Source organism: Novosphingobium olei (genome assembly GCF_037076535.1).
In the GTDB taxonomy this organism is placed as follows: Bacteria; Pseudomonadota; Alphaproteobacteria; order Sphingomonadales; family Sphingomonadaceae; genus Novosphingobium; species Novosphingobium olei.
Genome location: NZ_AP029021.1, coordinates 1401895 through 1419328 on the forward strand (window position 1 = coordinate 1401895; position 17434 = coordinate 1419328).

18 protein-coding genes are annotated in these 17434 nt (G+C 64.6%); 11 read left to right on the forward strand and 7 right to left on the reverse strand.

Going from position 1 to position 17434, the window contains the following annotated elements; genetic code table 11:
- Nucleotides 1–4 precede the first annotated feature (4 nt).
- Entirely contained in the window at nucleotides 5–2041 is a 2037-nt protein-coding gene (locus AACH40_RS06690) for a M13 family metallopeptidase (RefSeq protein ID WP_338644984.1), read from the reverse strand.
- 25 nt (nucleotides 2042–2066) lie between these two features.
- Nucleotides 2067–2783: an aquaporin Z gene (aqpZ, locus tag AACH40_RS06695; RefSeq protein ID WP_338645947.1), complete on the reverse strand. Its 717-nt coding sequence runs from the start codon at nucleotides 2781–2783 to the stop codon at nucleotides 2067–2069.
- Nucleotides 2784–2974: 191 nt separating this feature from the next.
- Between aqpZ and AACH40_RS06700 the strand changes: the two genes are divergently transcribed.
- Nucleotides 2975–3463: an META domain-containing protein gene (locus AACH40_RS06700; protein ID WP_338644986.1), complete on the forward strand. Its 489-nt coding sequence runs from the start codon at nucleotides 2975–2977 to the stop codon at nucleotides 3461–3463.
- Here AACH40_RS06700 and AACH40_RS06705 read toward each other — a convergent pair whose 3' ends face one another.
- From AACH40_RS06705 to AACH40_RS06715, 3 genes are all read right to left on the reverse strand, one after another.
- Nucleotides 3464–5863: a DUF3772 domain-containing protein gene (locus AACH40_RS06705; RefSeq protein ID WP_338644988.1), complete on the reverse strand. Its 2400-nt coding sequence runs from the start codon at nucleotides 5861–5863 to the stop codon at nucleotides 3464–3466.
- Nucleotides 5864–6058: 195 nt separating this feature from the next.
- A complete protein-coding gene (locus tag AACH40_RS06710; protein ID WP_169494042.1) occupies nucleotides 6059–6286 on the reverse strand; it encodes a PspC domain-containing protein in 228 nt (75 codons plus the stop codon).
- Nucleotides 6283–6426, reverse strand: coding sequence for a hypothetical protein (locus tag AACH40_RS06715; protein WP_338644994.1), 144 nt, complete (start codon nucleotides 6424–6426; stop codon nucleotides 6283–6285). Before AACH40_RS06715 ends, AACH40_RS06710 begins: the two co-directional genes overlap by 4 nt.
- Before the next feature lie 474 nt (nucleotides 6427–6900).
- Here AACH40_RS06715 and rimP point away from each other — a divergent pair, with 474 nt between their 5' ends.
- Genes rimP through infB form a run of 4 tightly spaced genes read left to right on the forward strand, consistent with a single transcriptional unit; the run spans nucleotide 6901 to nucleotide 12452 of the window.
- Nucleotides 6901–7461 carry a ribosome maturation protein RimP gene (rimP, locus tag AACH40_RS06720; protein WP_169494044.1) on the forward strand — a complete coding sequence of 187 codons (561 nt, stop codon included), beginning with the start codon at nucleotides 6901–6903 and terminating at the stop codon, nucleotides 7459–7461.
- A 5-nt stretch (nucleotides 7462–7466) separates the two neighbouring features.
- On the forward strand, nucleotides 7467–9098 hold the full coding sequence (gene nusA, locus AACH40_RS06725; protein WP_169494045.1) for a transcription termination factor NusA: 1632 nt from the start codon (nucleotides 7467–7469) through the stop codon (nucleotides 9096–9098).
- Nucleotides 9079–9834 (forward strand): DUF448 domain-containing protein, encoded by a 756-nt coding sequence (locus tag AACH40_RS06730; protein ID WP_338644998.1) that lies wholly within the window; start codon nucleotides 9079–9081, stop codon nucleotides 9832–9834. The genes nusA and AACH40_RS06730 overlap by 20 nt, the downstream gene beginning before the upstream one ends.
- 5 nt (nucleotides 9835–9839) lie before the next feature.
- Entirely contained in the window at nucleotides 9840–12452 is a 2613-nt protein-coding gene (gene infB, locus AACH40_RS06735; RefSeq protein WP_338645000.1) for a translation initiation factor IF-2, read from the forward strand.
- An 84-nt stretch (nucleotides 12453–12536) separates the two neighbouring features.
- On the opposite strand, the gene AACH40_RS06740 is transcribed toward infB, so the two are convergent.
- The gene (locus tag AACH40_RS06740) at nucleotides 12537–12893 is read right to left on the reverse strand and encodes an RcnB family protein (RefSeq protein ID WP_338645002.1); all 357 of its coding nucleotides are present in this window, start codon (nucleotides 12891–12893) and stop codon (nucleotides 12537–12539) included.
- 173 nt (nucleotides 12894–13066) lie between these two features.
- Here AACH40_RS06740 and AACH40_RS06745 point away from each other — a divergent pair, with 173 nt between their 5' ends.
- Nucleotides 13067–13546 (forward strand): DUF1697 domain-containing protein, encoded by a 480-nt coding sequence (locus tag AACH40_RS06745; protein WP_338645004.1) that lies wholly within the window; start codon nucleotides 13067–13069, stop codon nucleotides 13544–13546.
- Nucleotides 13547–13548: 2 nt separating this feature from the next.
- Nucleotides 13549–13971 (forward strand): 30S ribosome-binding factor RbfA, encoded by a 423-nt coding sequence (rbfA, locus tag AACH40_RS06750; protein ID WP_169494049.1) that lies wholly within the window; start codon nucleotides 13549–13551, stop codon nucleotides 13969–13971.
- 17 nt (nucleotides 13972–13988) lie between these two features.
- Here rbfA and AACH40_RS06755 read toward each other — a convergent pair whose 3' ends face one another.
- Nucleotides 13989–14594: a YceI family protein gene (locus AACH40_RS06755; RefSeq protein ID WP_338645006.1), complete on the reverse strand. Its 606-nt coding sequence runs from the start codon at nucleotides 14592–14594 to the stop codon at nucleotides 13989–13991.
- Between the two features lie 89 nt (nucleotides 14595–14683).
- Between AACH40_RS06755 and AACH40_RS06760 the strand changes: the two genes are divergently transcribed.
- From AACH40_RS06760 to truB, 4 genes are read left to right on the forward strand one after another with little or no spacing between them, the layout of a single operon-like run.
- On the forward strand, nucleotides 14684–15271 hold the full coding sequence (locus AACH40_RS06760; RefSeq protein ID WP_338645949.1) for a thymidine kinase: 588 nt from the start codon (nucleotides 14684–14686) through the stop codon (nucleotides 15269–15271).
- Complete coding sequence (locus AACH40_RS06765; protein ID WP_338645008.1) at nucleotides 15268–15813, forward strand: GNAT family protein; 546 nt, start codon at nucleotides 15268–15270, stop codon at nucleotides 15811–15813. Before AACH40_RS06760 ends, AACH40_RS06765 begins: the two co-directional genes overlap by 4 nt.
- Nucleotides 15810–16511 carry a site-2 protease family protein gene (locus tag AACH40_RS06770; RefSeq protein ID WP_338645010.1) on the forward strand — a complete coding sequence of 234 codons (702 nt, stop codon included), beginning with the start codon at nucleotides 15810–15812 and terminating at the stop codon, nucleotides 16509–16511. Before AACH40_RS06765 ends, AACH40_RS06770 begins: the two co-directional genes overlap by 4 nt.
- A 5-nt stretch (nucleotides 16512–16516) precedes the next feature.
- Entirely contained in the window at nucleotides 16517–17431 is a 915-nt protein-coding gene (gene truB, locus AACH40_RS06775) for a tRNA pseudouridine(55) synthase TruB (RefSeq protein WP_169494052.1), read from the forward strand.
- The last annotated feature ends 3 nt before the right edge of the window (nucleotides 17432–17434 follow it).

Genomic DNA, 17434 nt, shown 5'->3' on the forward strand with positions numbered 1-17434 from the left:
GTAATCACCAGATCTTCACGCGCTGATCGGGCGGCAGGTAGAGCTTGTCGCCCGGCTTGACGCCGAAGGCATCGTACCAGGCGTCGATGTTGCGGACGACGCCGTTGACGCGGAACGGGTTGGCGCTGTGATTGTCCGACAGAGCCTGGCGGCGCAGTTCCTCGGGCACGGTGACATTGCGCCAGACTTGTCCCCACGACAGGAAATAGCGCTTATCGCCGTTGAGGCCGTCGATCACCTTGTCCTGCCCGCCCAGCTTGTCGGCGACATAGCGTCTATAGGCGTCATAGGCGATCGACAGCCCGCCCAGATCGCCGATGTTCTCGCCAAGGTTCTGCTTGCCGTTGATGTGGGTGCCGGGCACCGGCTCGTACTGGTTGTACTGTTCGATCAGGCCGGCCGTGCGCTTGTTGAATTCGGTGCGGCTGGCGTCGGTCCACCAGTTGCGAAGACGGCCGTCGCCGTCCGACTGGCTTCCGGAATCGTCGAAGCCGTGACCGAATTCATGACCGATCACCGCGGCGATCGCGCCGAAGTTCACGGCCGCATCAGCCTTGGGATCGAAATAGGGTGGCTGCAGGAATCCTGCCGGGAATGTGATCGAGTTGAGCGAGGCCATGTAGCCTGCGTTCACTTCCTGAGGATGATATGGCCACTCCCAGTCGCGACGTCCCTCGAGCAGCAGCGCACGCTGGTCGTCACGGCTCCAGGCTTCCTTGCGCCGGACATTGCCGAACAGGTCATCGGGCCGGATGACGATCGAGGAGTAATCGTGCCACTTTTCGGGAAAGCCGATGTGCTGGCTGACTTTCGCAAGCTTGGCTTGTGCCTCCGCGCGCGTGGCGTCGTCCATCCATGGAAGCGCAGCGATGCGGTCGTGGAATGCCGAGCGCATGTAGCCGATCATGTCGGAAACCTGGGCGCGATAGCTCTCGGGGAAATGGCGCGCGACGTAGATGCGGCCGATCTGCTCCCCGACCAGCCCGTTCGTGCTGGCGATCGCGCGTTGCAGCGCCGGGCGCCGCACTTTGATCCCGAGAAGCTTGCGACTGTGAAAATCGAAGTTCGCCTCTTGCCACTCGCTGCTCAGCAACGGCGCTGCACCGTCCAGCAGTGAAAAGCGCATGTAGTCGCGCACAGTGTCGACAGGGGTGGCCAAAGTCAGCGCCACAATGTCCTTGATGGCGCTGTCCGTGCGGACGTTGATCTTCGGGGAAACATCCAGTCCGCCAAGGCCCGCCAGGAAGGACTTCCAGCCGACGCCCGGCGCATACCGGTCCAGTTCGGCGAGAGTCATCGGGTGGTACATCTTCTCCTGGTCACGCAACCGGTCGAGCGGCCACTGCCGGCGCGCCACCTCGATCTCGAAGGCAAGCGTCCGGTTCGCGCGGCCTTCTGCATCGTCGAATCCGCCCCGCTTGAACGTTGCAGCCATATAGTCGCGCAGCAGCTTGCGCATCGTCGCGTATGGTTCGCCGTCACCCAGGTAGTAGTCACGGGCGGGAAGCGTCAGCGGACCCTGCTGCAGTGCTGCAAGATTGCTCTTCGGATTGGCAGGGTCAGCCAATACGCCACCGACCACGACGCCGCCTTGCCCAGGCTGGGTCATCAGGTGGAACAACTGCACGTGGGTGCGCGCTTCGTTCAGCAACGCTAGGTCCGGCAAGATCGGCTTCATGCCGAGTGCGTCAAGTCGGGCCTGATCCGAGAAGGCGCGGTAGGCGTCCGCGATTTGTTGCTCCGGCGAGTTGCGAGCGTGCTTTTCGGCAAGCAGGTCGTTGATGATGGCGCCGATGCGCTGCTCGTTCGCAAGATAGATCCGGGTCGGATCGTCGTAGCTCGTCAAGCCTTGCGGAATGACGGCGGTTTTGAGCCAACCCTCGTTGACGTAGGCGTAGAAATCGTCGCCCGGGCGGATGGTTGTCGAGAAGTTCTTCGTCTCGACCCCCCAGGTCCCGAACTGCGGGGCATCGGAAGCGAAGGCTGGCGCGCAGAGCGCCATGACCGCGGATGCCGTGGCTAGGAGGTGACGAATTTTCATGACGGTCGTCCTGTTGGTCAGACGCTCAATTCCCCGAGACTTCCGTGGGAGTGGGCATATCGGGGCTCAGCAGGCGATAGGCGACACCGCCCAAGGCTCCGCCAATGAGCGGAGCAACCCAGAACAGCCAGAGCTGCTGCAGCGCCCAACCACCGACGAACAGCGCCGGGCCGGTGCTGCGCGCAGGGTTGACCGAGGTGTTGGTCACCGGGATCGAGACCAGGTGGATCAGCGTCAGGCACAGGCCGATGGCGATCGGCGCAAAGCCCTTGGGGGCGCTGCCATGCGTGGCACCCATGATCACGAACAGGAACGCGAATGTCATCGCGACTTCGGCGACAAAGGCAGCGCCTTGCGAGTAGCCGCCCGGCGAGTGCTCGCCAAAGCCGTTCGAGGCGAAGCCACCGGCGAGGCTGAAATCCGGCGTGCCGCTGGCGATCGCATAAAGCACGCCGGCCCCGAAGATCGCACCCGACACTTGCGCTGCGATGTATCCAGGAAGATCGGATGCGCTGAAACGGCCGCCGGCCCAGAGACCCACCGAGACGGCGGGGTTCAGGTGGCATCCCGAGACATGACCGATCGCATACGCCATGGTGAGCACTGTAAGGCCAAAGGCCAGGGAGACCCCCGCAAGGCCAATGCCGACTTCGGGAAAGGTCGCGGCAAGCACGGCACTGCCGCAGCCACCAAGCACCAGCCAGGCCGTTCCAAGAAATTCCGCAATCAGTCGTTTCGCCATCATCTGCCCCCCAAACCGCGCACTCCAGATACGCGGTGGAGCGTAGTCCTGCCGGGCGTGTGCCAGTATAGGGCAAATGGCGTCACAGCGTGGGCAACACGTGACACGCTGGACGGCTTTGATCGGATCCGGTTGACACCAGACCTTTCCCGAGCACACGCCTGTGCACCTGGAAGGCGGAAGGACACGTCATGACACATGATCGCTTGCTTGCACTCGCTGCGGTTCTGTCGGGGGCCTGGCTCGTCGGCGGCTGTGCGGCCGATGCAGTACCGCCGCCGACAACGGCGATCGCGCCGGCTCCCGCTTCGCCCGGCGGTCTGACGGGGACGAGCTGGCGGTTGGTCGAGGTACAATCGATGGACGATGCGCAAGGTACGTCCAAGGTGGGCGAGCGGGTGTACGAGATCGACTTCGGCGCCGACGGCCGCGCTGCGCTGAAGCTGGACTGCAACCGGGGTGGGGCGAGCTACACGGTCGTGCCGGCGAGTGAGCCCGGGGCGGGCAGTGTCACGTTCGGGCCAGCGGCATTGACCCGGGCGATGTGTCCACCGGGATCGCTAGACACCAAGATCGCGCGTGACCTGCAGTACGTGCGCGGTTATCGCGTAGCTGGCGACACGCTGTCGCTTTCGCTGATGGCAGACGGCGGCATCTATGTGTGGAAGCGCGTACCCTGATCAGGCTGAAAAGGGGGCTTCGGATGCGTTGCGCAGGATCACTTCGCGCTGGGGGAAGGGTATGGTGATTCCCCTCTCCACGAAGAGGCGATAGATCTCCATCCGCAGTTGCGATCGCACGAGCGGTGCAGCGGCCACGTCTTCCACCACGCACAGCAGCTTGAGCACGAGCGCGCTATCGTCAAACCGGTCCAGCACGACGAGCGGTGGAGGCTCGAGCACGACCGCCGGCACGGCGCGTGTCGCATCGGTGATCGCAGCGAAGGCACGGCCGAGGTCGGTGCCGTATGCCACGCCGACTTCGAGATCGGTGCGCCCGGTGCGGTCGGCCAGCGTCCTGTTGCGGACCGCGCCGGTGATGATTTCGGAATTGGGAATGATGACGTCGTCCATCGCCAGCGTGCGCAGGCGGGTCGATCGCACCGATATCTTCTCGACCGTGCCGGCAAATCCGCCAACCTCGATCCAGTCGCCGACGCGGACCGGGCGCTCGACGAGCAGGATGATCCCGCTGACGAAATTGGCGACGACACCCTGCAGGCCCAGGCCCGCGCCTACCGAAAGCGCGCCCGCGACGATGGCGAGACTGGAAAGGTCGAGACCCGCCGAGACGATCGCGGCGAGCAGCGATAGCAGCAGTCCGGCGTATCCGATCACCGTCAGCAGCGCGGATTCGACTCCGCGTTCCAGCTCAAGTGCTCGGAACAAGCTCAACTGGATGATCCGTTGGATCCACTTCGTGACGCCGTAGCCGATGGCGAAAACGGCAAAGAATACCAAGACGTCGCCCGCCGAGATCCGGAACGCTCCGATCGCCACGCCATTGCGCAAGGTCGTGAAGAAGTCGCCGATGGTTGCTGCGCGGATGCCCCAGACCATGGCGATCACGGGAATGCTGACGGCGGCGATCACGACGGCATACAGCGCTGGCAGCAAGCGGATACCATGGCGAGACTCCGTGCCGGTCCGTTCGATCACGGCGTTGGAGATCATCGTCAGCCGCCAGAAGGTCAGTAATCCGAGCCCGATGACGGCGAGTGTAAGCAGCGTGGGCATCAGGAATTCGCGTGCCAGTTCGACATAGCCGGCCGCGCCGGCCACGAGCCCGCCGATGCCGATCAGGCGGATCAGCCACGCGATGTGAAGCCGGACATCGATCGCGCGCAGCTCGCCGGCCCCATCTCCGCGGGCAAGAGGAGAGAGGATCTCGGCAAGAAGCCATAGCAGAATGCTGCTCCCCACGAGCACCGGGAAGGCGAGAACCGCCTTTACCGCAGGCGAGAAGGGGTAATTCTGGCTCGCGGCTTCCACGGCGATTTCCCCAACCAGCGCGAGGCCGAGCAGCGTCACCAGAAGCACCGCCCGGCGCGCCGCCGCGTCGCTGACTGCGATGAAGCGCTGTTCGGCGGTGCTTGGCGAGAACAGGCTGCGCCCAACCCAAAGCGCAAAAGTGAGCAGCACGCCCGCAGTGGCGACGAGGCTGATGATGGCATAGCCTGCATCGACCTTGGGGACGCGCGTCATCACCACGAGCACGACGATCAGCACGATGGCGGACGGGATGATCAGTGTGCCGACATCGAGCAGGAATGTCAGCAGGATCGCGCCGCCACGGCTCTGGGCGCGGACAAGCGCACCGCCGAGGCGCACGCGGAAAGCGCGCTGGACGGCAATCGCGACATAGAGGCCGACCGTGGCGAGCATGGCGGTCAGCAGCAAGCCGAGCGTGGAGGGGCTCTCGGTTGTTCCGTCCGAAGGCTTCAGTTGCTGCCGAAGCCTGGCGTAGGCAGAAGCGAGCTCTGCCGGTGTTCGGGACCATGAGACTGGCGAAAGAGGCGTCGGCTCGCGGGCGAACAGGTCAGTCGATGTCTTGCGCGTGATCCTCTGATCAATCTCGCCAATGAGAACGTCTGCCGTAACCTGGGCGTCCTGCGCTTCGAGCATGGGCGCGCGGGCAATCTTGATCTGCGCTTCCAGTTCGGCCCGCTTGTCGGCAGCCCACGCGGGCTCAGTCTGATCCTTTCCGGGAGTCGGTCCCAGCGCGGCGAGTTGGGCTTCAAGAATGCGCAGTGCCACGCTGGGTGTCTGCGCGGCGCGGAAGGCCTGTTCCCGATCAGCGGCGAGAACCTTGCGCATGGCCTCGAGCGGCTTGATGTCTTCCGGCAAGGAAGGCGTGGCTAGCAGAACCTGCCGCGCCTGCACCGCATGGCGAGACCACAGATCGAGGTAGGTTGGCGGTGCTGGACGCGCGGAGATTGCCGGAACGGGCGGGGGGGAGGTTGTCTCCCCCACGGCCTTGGCGGCAGAGGCCTGCGCACTCAACGGGATCAGTGCCGCAAATACTGCGGCAAGAACGGCCGTGATGACACGGATGCGCGTGGCGATGGCAGCGGTCGGCACGACGATGATCCCTCCGGGATGACGAGGCAATCATCGTTGGATGCTTCGGGAGAGGCAACGATCAGCGTCGGATCGTCCACAGCCGCAGCGCAAGTGCCGAAGGGGCAATTGAAAAATCGGGGCCGCGGACACGTCCATGAACCGGGATTGGGCTGGCGGCGTGTCGCGCGGCGGGGAAGCCGGCTAATGGAAGGCTCAGTCCGCGATCAGGCCAATGGCGAGATAGACCAGCAGCAGCGAACCGAAACCGGCGAGCGTGCCGATCACCCAGGCAATGCGGACGAGGGTGACGTCGATCCCGAAATAGTCGGCGATGCCGGCGGACACGCCCATCAGCTTGCCGCGCTGCTTGTTGAGGCGGAAGCCGCGACGCGGCGCTTCGAGGGGGCGAACGGACGAGTCTTCGAAACGCAGGTCGGTCATGCGACGTACTCCATGGAATGGGCGGCAGCAGGCGCGACTGCCGAGGGGACGGATACGGTGCCGCTGATCAGCGTCAGTGAGAGCGCGAGTGCGACCGCGGCGGTGGCGACATGGGCGGAGAGAGAGCGGATGGCAGTCATGGTCTGGGTCCTTTTCAACTGATTTGGGTGGGCGATCCGTGGGTGAACCGCCGATGCACAATGCATTGCAGAAGCCGTGCCAAATCGTGAAAGCCGCAGAAAACAGGGAAAATGCGGACGCTCCGACTTTTGTGAACGTCAGTTGAATGCCAAATATTGGCGTCATTCACCGATCATTTGGTAAACCCGATCCATGCCCTGACTGGCAGTGGATGGGCAGGGAGCCGGCCGTTCCCCCTTTTCGGCAGGCGACGATCGTGGGTACGGGTCCTCGTCGCTTCCGGAGAAATCCGGCGGCTCCCGACATCTGGCCGTGAAGTCAGGGTCTTCACGCTTGCAATTTCGCAAGCATGGGCGTATCTCGCCATCAATCCCGACATTGTTGAGGCAAAGTCAGGGCTGGCGCCGCGAGGGGCCGGCGCCGGATGGCTTTGGCCATGTCGGCTGGATGCATTTGGAGCAGGTACTGGAAATATGGCGGATATCGCGCGGATTATCGAGGTTGTGGAGCCGGAGGCCAAGGCGCTCGGCTTCGATCTCGTGCGCGTGCGCTATTTCAAGGGCGGCGAGATCGGCGACGAGGAGCACACGCTCCAGATCATGGCCGAGCGGCCCGCGACCGGCCAGCTGGTGATCGAGGACTGCGCCGCGCTCTCGCACCGCATTTCCGATCGCATCGATGCGCTTGAAGAAGCCGGCGATGTGCTGATCGAAGAGGCCTATCGCCTCGAGGTCAGCTCGCCCGGGATCGATCGTCCGCTGACCCGCCCCAAGGACTTTGCCGCCTGGATCGGGCACGAGGCGCGGATCGAGCTGTCCGAGCTGATCGACAATCGCAAGCGCTATCGCGGCGATCTCGTCGGGTTCGATGCTGAAACGCAGACGATCTCGATCGACGACGAAGGCACCGTTTTCGAAGTTCCTTTTGGCCTTGTCGCCAATGCCAAGCTGATTTTGACCGACAAGCTTATCGCCGCTTCCCGGCCGCTCGATACGAGCGGTGCGGATGAAATCCTCGAAGAACAGGAAGACTGAACGTCATGGCCAGTGCGATTTCCGCCAACCGCGCCGAGCTGCTCGCCATCGCCAACTCGGTGGCCTCGGAGAAGATGATCGACAAGTCGATCGTCATCGAGGCGATGGAAGAGGCGATCCAGAAGTCGGCCCGCAACCGTTATGGTGCGGAGAACGACATCCGTGCGAAGCTCGATCCGCGCACCGGTGACCTGCGCTTGTGGCGCGTCGTCGAAGTGGTCGAGCACGTCGAGGACTACTTCAAGCAGGTCGATCTCAAGCAGGCCGAGAAGCTGCAGCCCGGTGCCAAGATCGGCGACTTCATCGTCGATCCGCTGCCGCCGGTCGATCTCGGCCGCATCGACGCGCAGTCGGCCAAGCAGGTGATCTTCCAGAAGGTCCGCGATGCCGAGCGCGATCGCCAGTACGAGGAATTCAAGGACCGCGCCGGCGAGATCATTACCGGCGTGATCAAGTCGGTCGAATTCGGCCACGTGATCGTCAACCTCGGCCGCGCCGAGGGCGTGATCCGTCGCGATCAGCAGATCCCGCGCGAAGTGCCGCGCGTGGGCGAGCGCGTCCGCGCCTGGATCATGAAGGTAGAGCGCCAGAACCGTGGCCCGCAGATCTTCCTGAGCCGCGCGCACCCCGAATTCATGAAGAAGCTGTTCGCGCAGGAAGTGCCCGAAATCTATGACGGCATCATCGAGATCAAGGCTGCGGCCCGCGATCCCGGGTCGCGCGCCAAGATCGGCGTGATCAGCCGCGACGGTTCGATCGATCCGGTCGGCGCGTGCGTCGGCATGAAGGGCAGCCGCGTCCAGGCCGTCGTGCAGGAACTGCAGGGCGAAAAGATCGACATCATTCCCTGGAGCGAGGACACCGCGACCTTCGTGGTGAACGCGCTGCAGCCCGCGACCGTGAGCCGCGTCGTGATCGACGAGGAAGAGAGCCGCATCGAGGTCGTCGTGCCCGATGACCAGCTTTCGCTCGCCATCGGTCGTCGCGGCCAGAACGTGCGCCTTGCCTCGTCGCTGACGGGTTCAGCGATCGACATCATGACCGAAGCGGAAGCTTCGGAGAAGCGCCAGAAGGAATTCGCCGAGCGCTCGAAGATGTTCGAGGAAGAGCTCGACGTCGACGAAACGCTGTCGCAGCTGCTCGTCGCCGAGGGCTTCAGCGAGCTCGAGGAAGTCGCCTATATCGACATTGCCGAACTGGCTGCGATCGAAGGCTTCGACGAGGAACTCGCCGAGGAACTGCAGAGCCGCGCAACCGAGGCGCTCGAACGTCGCGAGGAAGGTCAGCGCGAGGAACGTCGCGGCCTTGGCGTCGACGATGCGCTCGCTGAACTTCCGCACTTGACCGAAGCGATGCTCGTCACGCTGGGCAAGGCGGGGATCAAGACGCTCGACGATCTCGCCGACCTGGCGACTGACGAGCTGATCGCGAAGAAGCGCGGTGGCGAACAGCGTCGCCGCAATCCGAGCCCCGAACGGCGCGAGCGTACCGAGCGTGAGCAGGACAAGGGTGGCGTGCTGGGCGAATACGGCCTGAGCGAAGAGCAGGGCAACGAAATCATCATGGCAGCGCGTGCGCACTGGTTCGACGACGAACCGGCAACTGAGGAGGCCGCCGATGCGGAATCCTCGCAATGACACGCTAGGCGCCGAAAGGCCGAAGGCACGCCCGGCGGGGGAGACCCTGCCGGAGCGCAAGTGCGTTCTTTCCGGCAGCCACGGCGGCCGGGACGAGCTGCTGCGCCTTGCGATCTCGCCCGATGGACTGGTCCTGCCCGACCCGCTGGCGCGTGCGCCGGGGCGAGGGGCCTGGCTGGGTGTTGCACGGGCCGACCTTGAAAGAGCGATTGCCAATGGCAAGCTTAAGGGGGCGATGGCGCGCGCGTTCAAGGGTGCGCCACTGACCATTCCAGATGACTTGGCCGTTCGCATCGAAACAGCACTTCGGCGCACGCTGACTGACAGGTTGGGGATCGAACTGCGCGCGGGCAACATCCTGCTCGGCACGGAAAAGATCGCGCAAGGATGCAGGGCTGGCGCCGTGCGCTTGCTCGCGCACGCCAACGATGCCGGAAGCGACGGGCCCAACAAGCTCGCACAGGCGTGGCGGGTGGGCGAAGAGGCCGAAGGCTCGGGGCTCAAGGGCACTATCTTGCCGCTGGACCGGGCGGCGCTGTCTGTGGCATTGGGCCGCGACAACGTCGTGCACCTGGGCGTAACCGATGCCGCCGCGGCCGAGCGCATAGCCGGCCATTTGCGGCGACTGACACGTTTTCTCGGGGTTGGGAATGAAGGCCTCGTTGAGGCCGACTCCGCCGCTCCGCCATCCGATGGCGCCGCGGCGAACGACGATATTGATACGAAGGGCGAATAAGTTCGATGAGCGATGACAAGAAGCCGACGCTGGGCCGCAGGCCGCTGGGCCTGAAGACTTCGGTCGAGGCCGGCGAGGTCAAGCAGACCTTCAGCCACGGCCGCACCAACAAGGTGGTGGTCGAGGTCAAGCGGCGCAAGCTGATGGGCCGCCCGGGCGAGGCTGCGGCCGCGCCTGCCCCCGAAGTGGCGAAGCCTGCCGCTCCGGCGCCCGCTGCCCCCGTCGCCCGTCCGACTCCGCCTCCCCCGCCGCCGGTTTCGCCCACCGCGTCGCGCGAGACCCGCCAGGAGCTTCAGGCCCGCCTGCTGCGCGAAGCCGAAGAGGCGCGCCTTGCCGCGCTTGAGGCGGCCAACCGTCGCGAACACGAAGAACGTCAGCGCGCGCAGGAAGAAGAGCGTCGCCGGGCGGAAGAAAACCGCGCGCAGGTAGCTGCCAAGTCTGGCGAGCCAGAGGCTGCTCCGGTCGCGGAAGTTCCGGCTGCGGCCGAGCCCGCTGCTGCGGCTACGCCTGCTCCCGTTGCTGCAACGCCTGCGGAAGCGCCGGCTGTTGCCGCCGCCCCGTCTGCAGAGCCTGCAGCCGAAGCCGCGACCGAAACCAAGGCTGCGGCGCCGGTCACACCCGCGCCGCGCCGGTTCACGCCGGTTGCTCCGGTCAAGCGCCCCGAACCTGCTGCCAAGAAGCCGCAGCCGCCGGCGCGCGATCGCAAGGGTGGCGATGAGCGCCGTGGTGGCAAGCTGACCGTCACGCGTGCGCTCAACGAGGATGAAGGCGCCCGCGCCCGTTCGCTTGCCGCGCTCAAGCGCGCTCGGGAAAAGGAACGCCGCGCGCACTTCGCCGGCCAGTCGCAGCCGCGCGAGAAGCAGGTGCGCGACGTGGTCGTGCCTGAAGCGATCACCGTGCAGGACCTGGCCAACCGCATGGCCGAAAAGGCCGCGGACCTGGTCAAGGCGCTGTTCAAGATGGGCATGATGGTCACCATCAACCAGACCATCGACCAGGACACCGCCGAACTGCTCGTCACCGAATTCGGCCACAACATCCAGCGCGTGAGCGAGAGCGATGTCGATATCGACACCGCAGCCGACGTCGATGCCGAAGACACGCTGCAGCCGCGTCCGCCGGTGGTCACGATCATGGGCCATGTCGACCACGGCAAGACCAGCCTGCTCGATGCGCTGCGCGGCACCGACGTGGTTCGCGGCGAAGCCGGCGGCATCACCCAGCATATCGGCGCCTACCAGATCAAGACCAAGGGCGGTGACCACATCACCTTCCTTGATACCCCGGGCCACGAAGCCTTCACCGAAATGCGCATGCGCGGTGCCAATGTCACCGACATCGTCATTCTGGTGGTTGCGGGCGACGACGGGCTGATGCCGCAGACGATCGAGGCGATTAACCACACCAAGGCGGCCGGCGTGCCGATGATCGTGGCGATCACCAAGGCCGACAAGCCTGAATTCAACCCGCAGAAGATCCGCGAACGCCTGCTCGAGCACGAAGTCATTGTCGAGGCGATGTCGGGCGACGTGCAGGATGTCGAGGTTTCGGCCAAGACCGGTGCGGGTCTCGACGATCTGATCGAGAAGATCCTGCTGCAGGCCGAACTGCTCGAACTGAAGGCCAACCCCGATCGCGCGGCCGAAGCCACCGTGATCGAGGCCAAGCTCGACAAGGGCAAGGGTCCGCTGGCGACCGTGCTGGTCAACCGCGGCACGCTGAAGGTTGGTGACATCCTCGTCGTGGGCACGCAGTCGGGCCGCGTTCGCGCCATGCTCGACGACAAGGGACGCCAGGTGAAGGTCGCGCCGCCGTCATTGCCGGTTGAAGTGCTTGGCATCGGCGGCGTGCCGATGGCCGGTGACACGCTGACCGTGGTCGAAAACGAGGCACGTGCCCGCGAAGTTGCCGCCTACCGTCAGGAGCAGGCGACCGCGAAGCGTACGGCAACGGCACCGACCAGCCTGGAGAACATGTTCTCCGCGCTGGCGGCAAAGGCTGCGGTGATCGAGTATCCGCTGGTCATCCGGGCCGACGTACAGGGTTCGGTCGAGGCGATCGTCAACGCGCTCAACAAGATCTCGACCGACGAGATCAAGGTTCGCATCCTGCAGTCTGGCGTGGGCGCGATCACCGAGAGCGACGTCAACCTTGCCCAGGCAAGCGGCGCACCCATCGTGGGCTTCAACGTCCGTCCCAACGCCAAGGCGCGCGAGCTTGTCGAGCGCAACAAGGTGCGGATGAAGTACTTCGACGTGATCTATCAGCTCACCGACGACATCCGCTCGGAAATGGCGGGCGAACTCGGGCCGGAGCGTATCGAAACCGTCGTGGGCCGCGCCGAGGTCAAGGAAGTGTTCCCCGCGGGCAAGAAGGACAAGGCTGCCGGCCTGCTGGTGCTCGAAGGGTTCATCCGCAAGGGCATCAACGCCCGTCTTACGCGCCAGGACGTCATCGTCAGCAAGACGGTCATCGCTTCTCTGCGTCGCTTCAAGGACGACGTGCCCGAAGTCCGCGCCGGCCTGGAGTGCGGCGTGGTGCTGCAGGACACCAACGACATCAAGCCGGGCGACATGCTTGAAGTCTTCGAGGTTGAGGAACGCGCCCGTACTCTGTGACGGCGGGGCCTCGCTTTCCGCGATGCACAAAGGAAAAGGGGCGACCTGCGCAAGCAGGCCGCCCCTTCTTCTGTCAGCTTTCGCTTAGAAGTTGTTTGCGATTACCGAGGCGATGATGCCGCTGCTGATCGCGACCAGCAGCGCGTCGTTGCCCGAGCGCACCCAGTGGTAGCCGCGCGGCGGCGGGCCAAGGCGGCGATACTGGCGATAGTCGACCACGCGGTAGTTGGGCGCGCGGCTCGACACGAAGCGCTGGCCCTTGCGGAACGGATTGCCGTGCGCCTTGGCGCGGACGCTGGCGCCATGATTGCGGTCTGCACGCACGTTCGCGTGCGCGCTCGGCCCGCGGTGGTCGTCGTTACGATGCGGCTGGGCAAATGCAGGTGTCGCCAGCGGCAGCGTGAGCGAAAGCGCCAGTGTGGCAAGAACGGTCTTCTTCATGGTGGTCCCTTTCCTGTGGAGGATCGTTGGGGGTAACGCACCGAAACCTGGCTCTATCCGTCGGAAAGTGTGGCATTGTGTCGCAGGACGATGGACGAATACGACAGCCAAGGCACCGAATGAGACGCGCGGCTTTCCTTTCCAGCATCAACGTGGGTGGCAACCGCCTCGGCATGGCCGAACTCAGGGAAGTTCTTGTGGGGGCGGGTTTCAGCGATGTCGAGACGGTGGTTGCCAGTGGCAATGTGCTGTTCGATCACCCCAATTCATCTGACATCGCCGTTAGCGAACTGATGACGGCAACCATTCTGGAGAGATTTGCCATCCGCACTTTCGCAGCGGTGCGCACGGTGCAAGACGTGCGTGCAGGTGTCGAAGGCAACCCCTTCACCGGCATCGGCGCGGACAATCTGGTGCACACGCACTTCCTTGAACGGCAACCGGACGAGGCCGCATTCCAGCGCCTTTGCGCCGACCACGCGGGACGCGGTCCCGAAAGGCTCGCAATCGGCGAGCGCTGCCTCTATATCGATTACGTCGATGGCATCGGCAATTCGAAGCTGACTGCCGCGTTCATGGAAAAACGGCTGGGATGTCGCGGCACCGCGCGCAACGTGCGCTCGCTTGCCCGGATCCTCGCGAAAATGAGATAGCCTTGGCCCGTCAACACACCACTCCCGAAACTCGCTCGGTCCGCTTGCTCAAAGTGGGTGAGCAGGTGCGCCACGTGATTTCCGAACTTCTTGCGCGGCAGACCGTGCATGACGATGTCCTGACCGGGCACACCGTTTCGGTGACCGAAGTTCGGATGTCGCCCGATTTGCGTCATGCCACGGTCTTCGTGAAGGCCCTGCTGGGCAAGGACGAGGACGAGGTGCTCAAGGCGCTGCGCACGAATACCGCGTTCTTTCAGAAGGAGGTCGCCGGCAAGCTGAAGCTCAAGTACGCGGCGAAGATCAAGTTCCTCGCCGACGAGAGCTTTGACGAGGCCAGCCGGATCGACATGCTGCTGTCCGATCCGCGCGTCCAGCGCGACATAGGTGCCGATGAAACCGAAGAGGACGATGGCGCGGCCTGAGCCTCAGGCTAGCCGGGTCAGGCGGGGACCATCTGTGCGTCGATGGTGATGGTCACTTTCCGGCTGACGATCAGGCGATAGGCCGTCATGCCGAAATCGGTACGGTCGATTGTCGTTCGCGCCGAGAGATGCATCGGCTGCTGCCCGTTGGCCTGTGCTGGAGGGGCGGTGAAGGTGACGGAAAGCCGCGCCGGACGGGTCACGCCGCGCGCGGTGAGATCTCCATCGACATAGGCGGTGACGGGGCCGGTCATGCTCATGGTCCGGCCGAGGAACCGCACGTCGGGATAGTGGGCCACGTCGAAGAAGTCGGCGCCTTTGAGCCGGGCGAGCGTGACCGAATCCCCGGCCTGCAACGCGCGAGCATCAAGCTGGACGTCCAGGCGGATGGCATCGAGCCGGGCTGGATCGATCTGAATTCCCCCGCTCATGGAGGGAAAGCGCGCCGTCTTGCTGGCAATGCCGAAGAAGCCAACGCGGGCATGGACGCTGCTTGCCTGGGCATCGAGCCGATAGCGCAAGGGCTGGGCCGGTGCGGAAGATGCCGGCATCGCGGGGCTCGCGCAAAGCAGGGAGATCGCGATGGCGGCGATGGCCCGGCGGGTGCTGGATCGGTGCATCATCAATCGGCGATCCTTGTTCTGCGACTTTCCGACAAAAAGTGCGTATCCCGCTGGCGTTCCCGCGCGATGCCCCTATTTCCCGGCAGGACATGGCCAAGCTCTACTTCTACTACGCCAGCATGAACGCGGGCAAATCGACCACGTTGTTGCAGGCGGACTTCAATTACCGCGAACGCGGCATGGCCACCATGCTGTGGACGGCGGCCGTCGATTCCCGTTCGGGCAGCGGCGGGATCGTCAGTCGCATTGGGCTGGACGCCGATGCGCACCGCTTCGATGCGTCCACCGATCTGTGGGCGCGGGTGCATGCCGCGCATCTTGTCCAGCCACTGTCCTGCGTGATGGTCGATGAAGCGCAGTTCCTTACCGGTGCACAAGTATGGCAACTCGCGCGGCTTGCCGATGAGGCCGATATTCCGGTGCTTTGCTACGGCCTGCGCACCGATTTCAAGGGGGCGCTGTTCGAAGGTTCGGGCGTGCTGCTCGGGATCGCGGACGCGCTGATCGAACTGAAGGCGGTGTGCCACTGCGGCCGCAAGGCAACGATGAACCTGCGCGTCGATGCCGATGGCGGCGCCGTGCGGGCAGGGGCGCAGACCGAGATCGGCGGCAACGATCGCTATGTCGCCTTGTGCCGCCGGCATTTCACCGAAGCGCTGCACGGGGACGAACGATGAGCGACGAAAGCCTCTATGTGCCACTGACCGACGGTGATCTGCGGCTTGAACCGATTGCCGAGGCGCACCGCGAGGGCCTTCGCGAGGCCTGCGCGCGTGATGGCGAGATCTGGCGGATCTATCCGTTCACGTATGAAGGTGCGGCCTTCGATCCGCAGTTCGATAGCCTGCTGGACGGAGGGCTGCGGCGCCGCGCCTATGCGATACTTCGCGGTGACGACGTCGTCGGCATGACCGCCTGGATCGAGCAGGGACAGCCAGGCTGGTCGATCGAGATCGGCAACAGCTATATCGTGCCGGAGGTGCGTGGCACAGGCTTCAACACCCGGCTCAAGAAGCTGATGATCGACCATGCTTTCGCCTGCGGGCTGGAACGGGTCGGCTTCAAGGTGGACGAGCGCAACAAGCGCAGCCAGGCGGCCGTGCTCAAGCTCGGCGCGGTACGCGAAGGCGTGCTGCGCCATGAACGCAAGACCTGGACCGGCCATGTGCGCGACACCGTGTCCTTCAGCATCCTGCGCGACGAATGGATCAACCGATGAATGCCACGCTCTATTCCATCGCCACGCTGGTCGTGCCGCTGGTCTTCGCCATCGTGTTCCATGAAGTGGCACACGGCTGGATGGCACGCGCGTTGGGCGATCCGACGGCGTGGGAGCGGCGCCGGCTGAGCCTCAACCCGCTGCGCCATGTCGATCCGGTCGGCACGATCATCCTGCCGGGCGCACTCAAGCTGATGGGCCTTCCGGTGTTTGGCTGGGCAAAGCCGGTGCCGGTAAACTATCGCCGGCTGAACAATCCCAAGCGGGACATGGCCTTTGTCGGCGCGGCAGGGCCGGTGACCAACTTCATCCTGGCGCTGTTGGCCGCGATCGCGCTGGGGCTGCTGGTGCGGGTGGCCGATACCCAGGCAGAGCCTGCGTTCTGGCTGCGCTTCATTGCCGACAACCTCCAGAACTTCATCCTGATCAACACCTTCGTGGGCATGTTCAACCTGATCCCGCTGCCCCCGTTCGATGGTTCGCGCATCCTGCGCGGCATCCTGCCGATGTCGGGCGCGCGAATGATGGACCGGATCGAGCCTTACGGAATCCTGGTGTTCATGGGGATTTTCCTTGTGCTGCCCTATCTCGTCCCCGGCCTGCACCTCGTCGATCGGATCGTGCTGCCGCCGGTGCAGTGGCTGGTCGAGCAGTACCAGCATGTCGCCGCCTGGGCCGCCGGGCCGGAGCCGATGTAACGCCGATGGTTGATGGCTGGATCATTCTCGACAAGCCGCTCGAGCTTGGCTCGACGCAAGGCGTGGCTGCGGTGAAGCGCAACCTGCGGCAGGCGGGGCATGGCAAGGTGAAGGTTGGCCACGGCGGCACGCTCGATCCGCTGGCGACCGGCGTTCTGCCGATCGCGGTGGGGGAGGCGACCAAGCTGTGCGGGCGAATGCTGGATGCGACCAAGGAGTACGCGTTCACGATCGAGTTCGGGCGGGAAACCGACACGCTCGACCTTGAAGGAAAGGTCATCGCGGAAAGCGATGCGCGGCCTACGCTGGATGCCCTGACGGCTGCTCTCGTTCGCTTCCAAGGCCCCATCGAGCAGGTCCCCCCGGCCTATTCGGCGCTGATGATCGACGGGCAGCGGGCCTATGATCGCGCGCGTGCCGGCGAAGACGTCGCAATGCCAACGCGCACGGTGACGATCGGTGCGCTGACGCTGGAAACGCAAGAAGGACCCGATCACTCCGTCGAATCCGCAACGCTCGTCGCTTATGTTTCGAAGGGCACCTATATCCGCAGCCTGGCACGCGACATCGCGCATGCGCTGGGCACGGTAGGCCACGTCACGATGCTGCGCCGCCTGCGGGCCGGGCCGTTCGGCTTGTCAGAGGCGATTTCGCTGGACAAACTGAACGAGGTCGGTAAAGGCGCGCCCCTTGAACACATACTCTTGCCGCTGGAGGCAGGGCTGGTCGACATCCCGGCTCTAGACCTCGATCCCGAGCAGGCAAGGGCGGTCCGACAGGGCCGCGTTCTGACGGGATTGCCCTGCAACGACGGGCTCTTCTGGGCAAGACTGGGCAGGGTGCCCGTCGCGCTGGTTGAGCTTTCGGGCGGAAGCCTGACGGTTGCCAGGGGGTTCAACCTACCCGATGTCGCGGAGTGAATG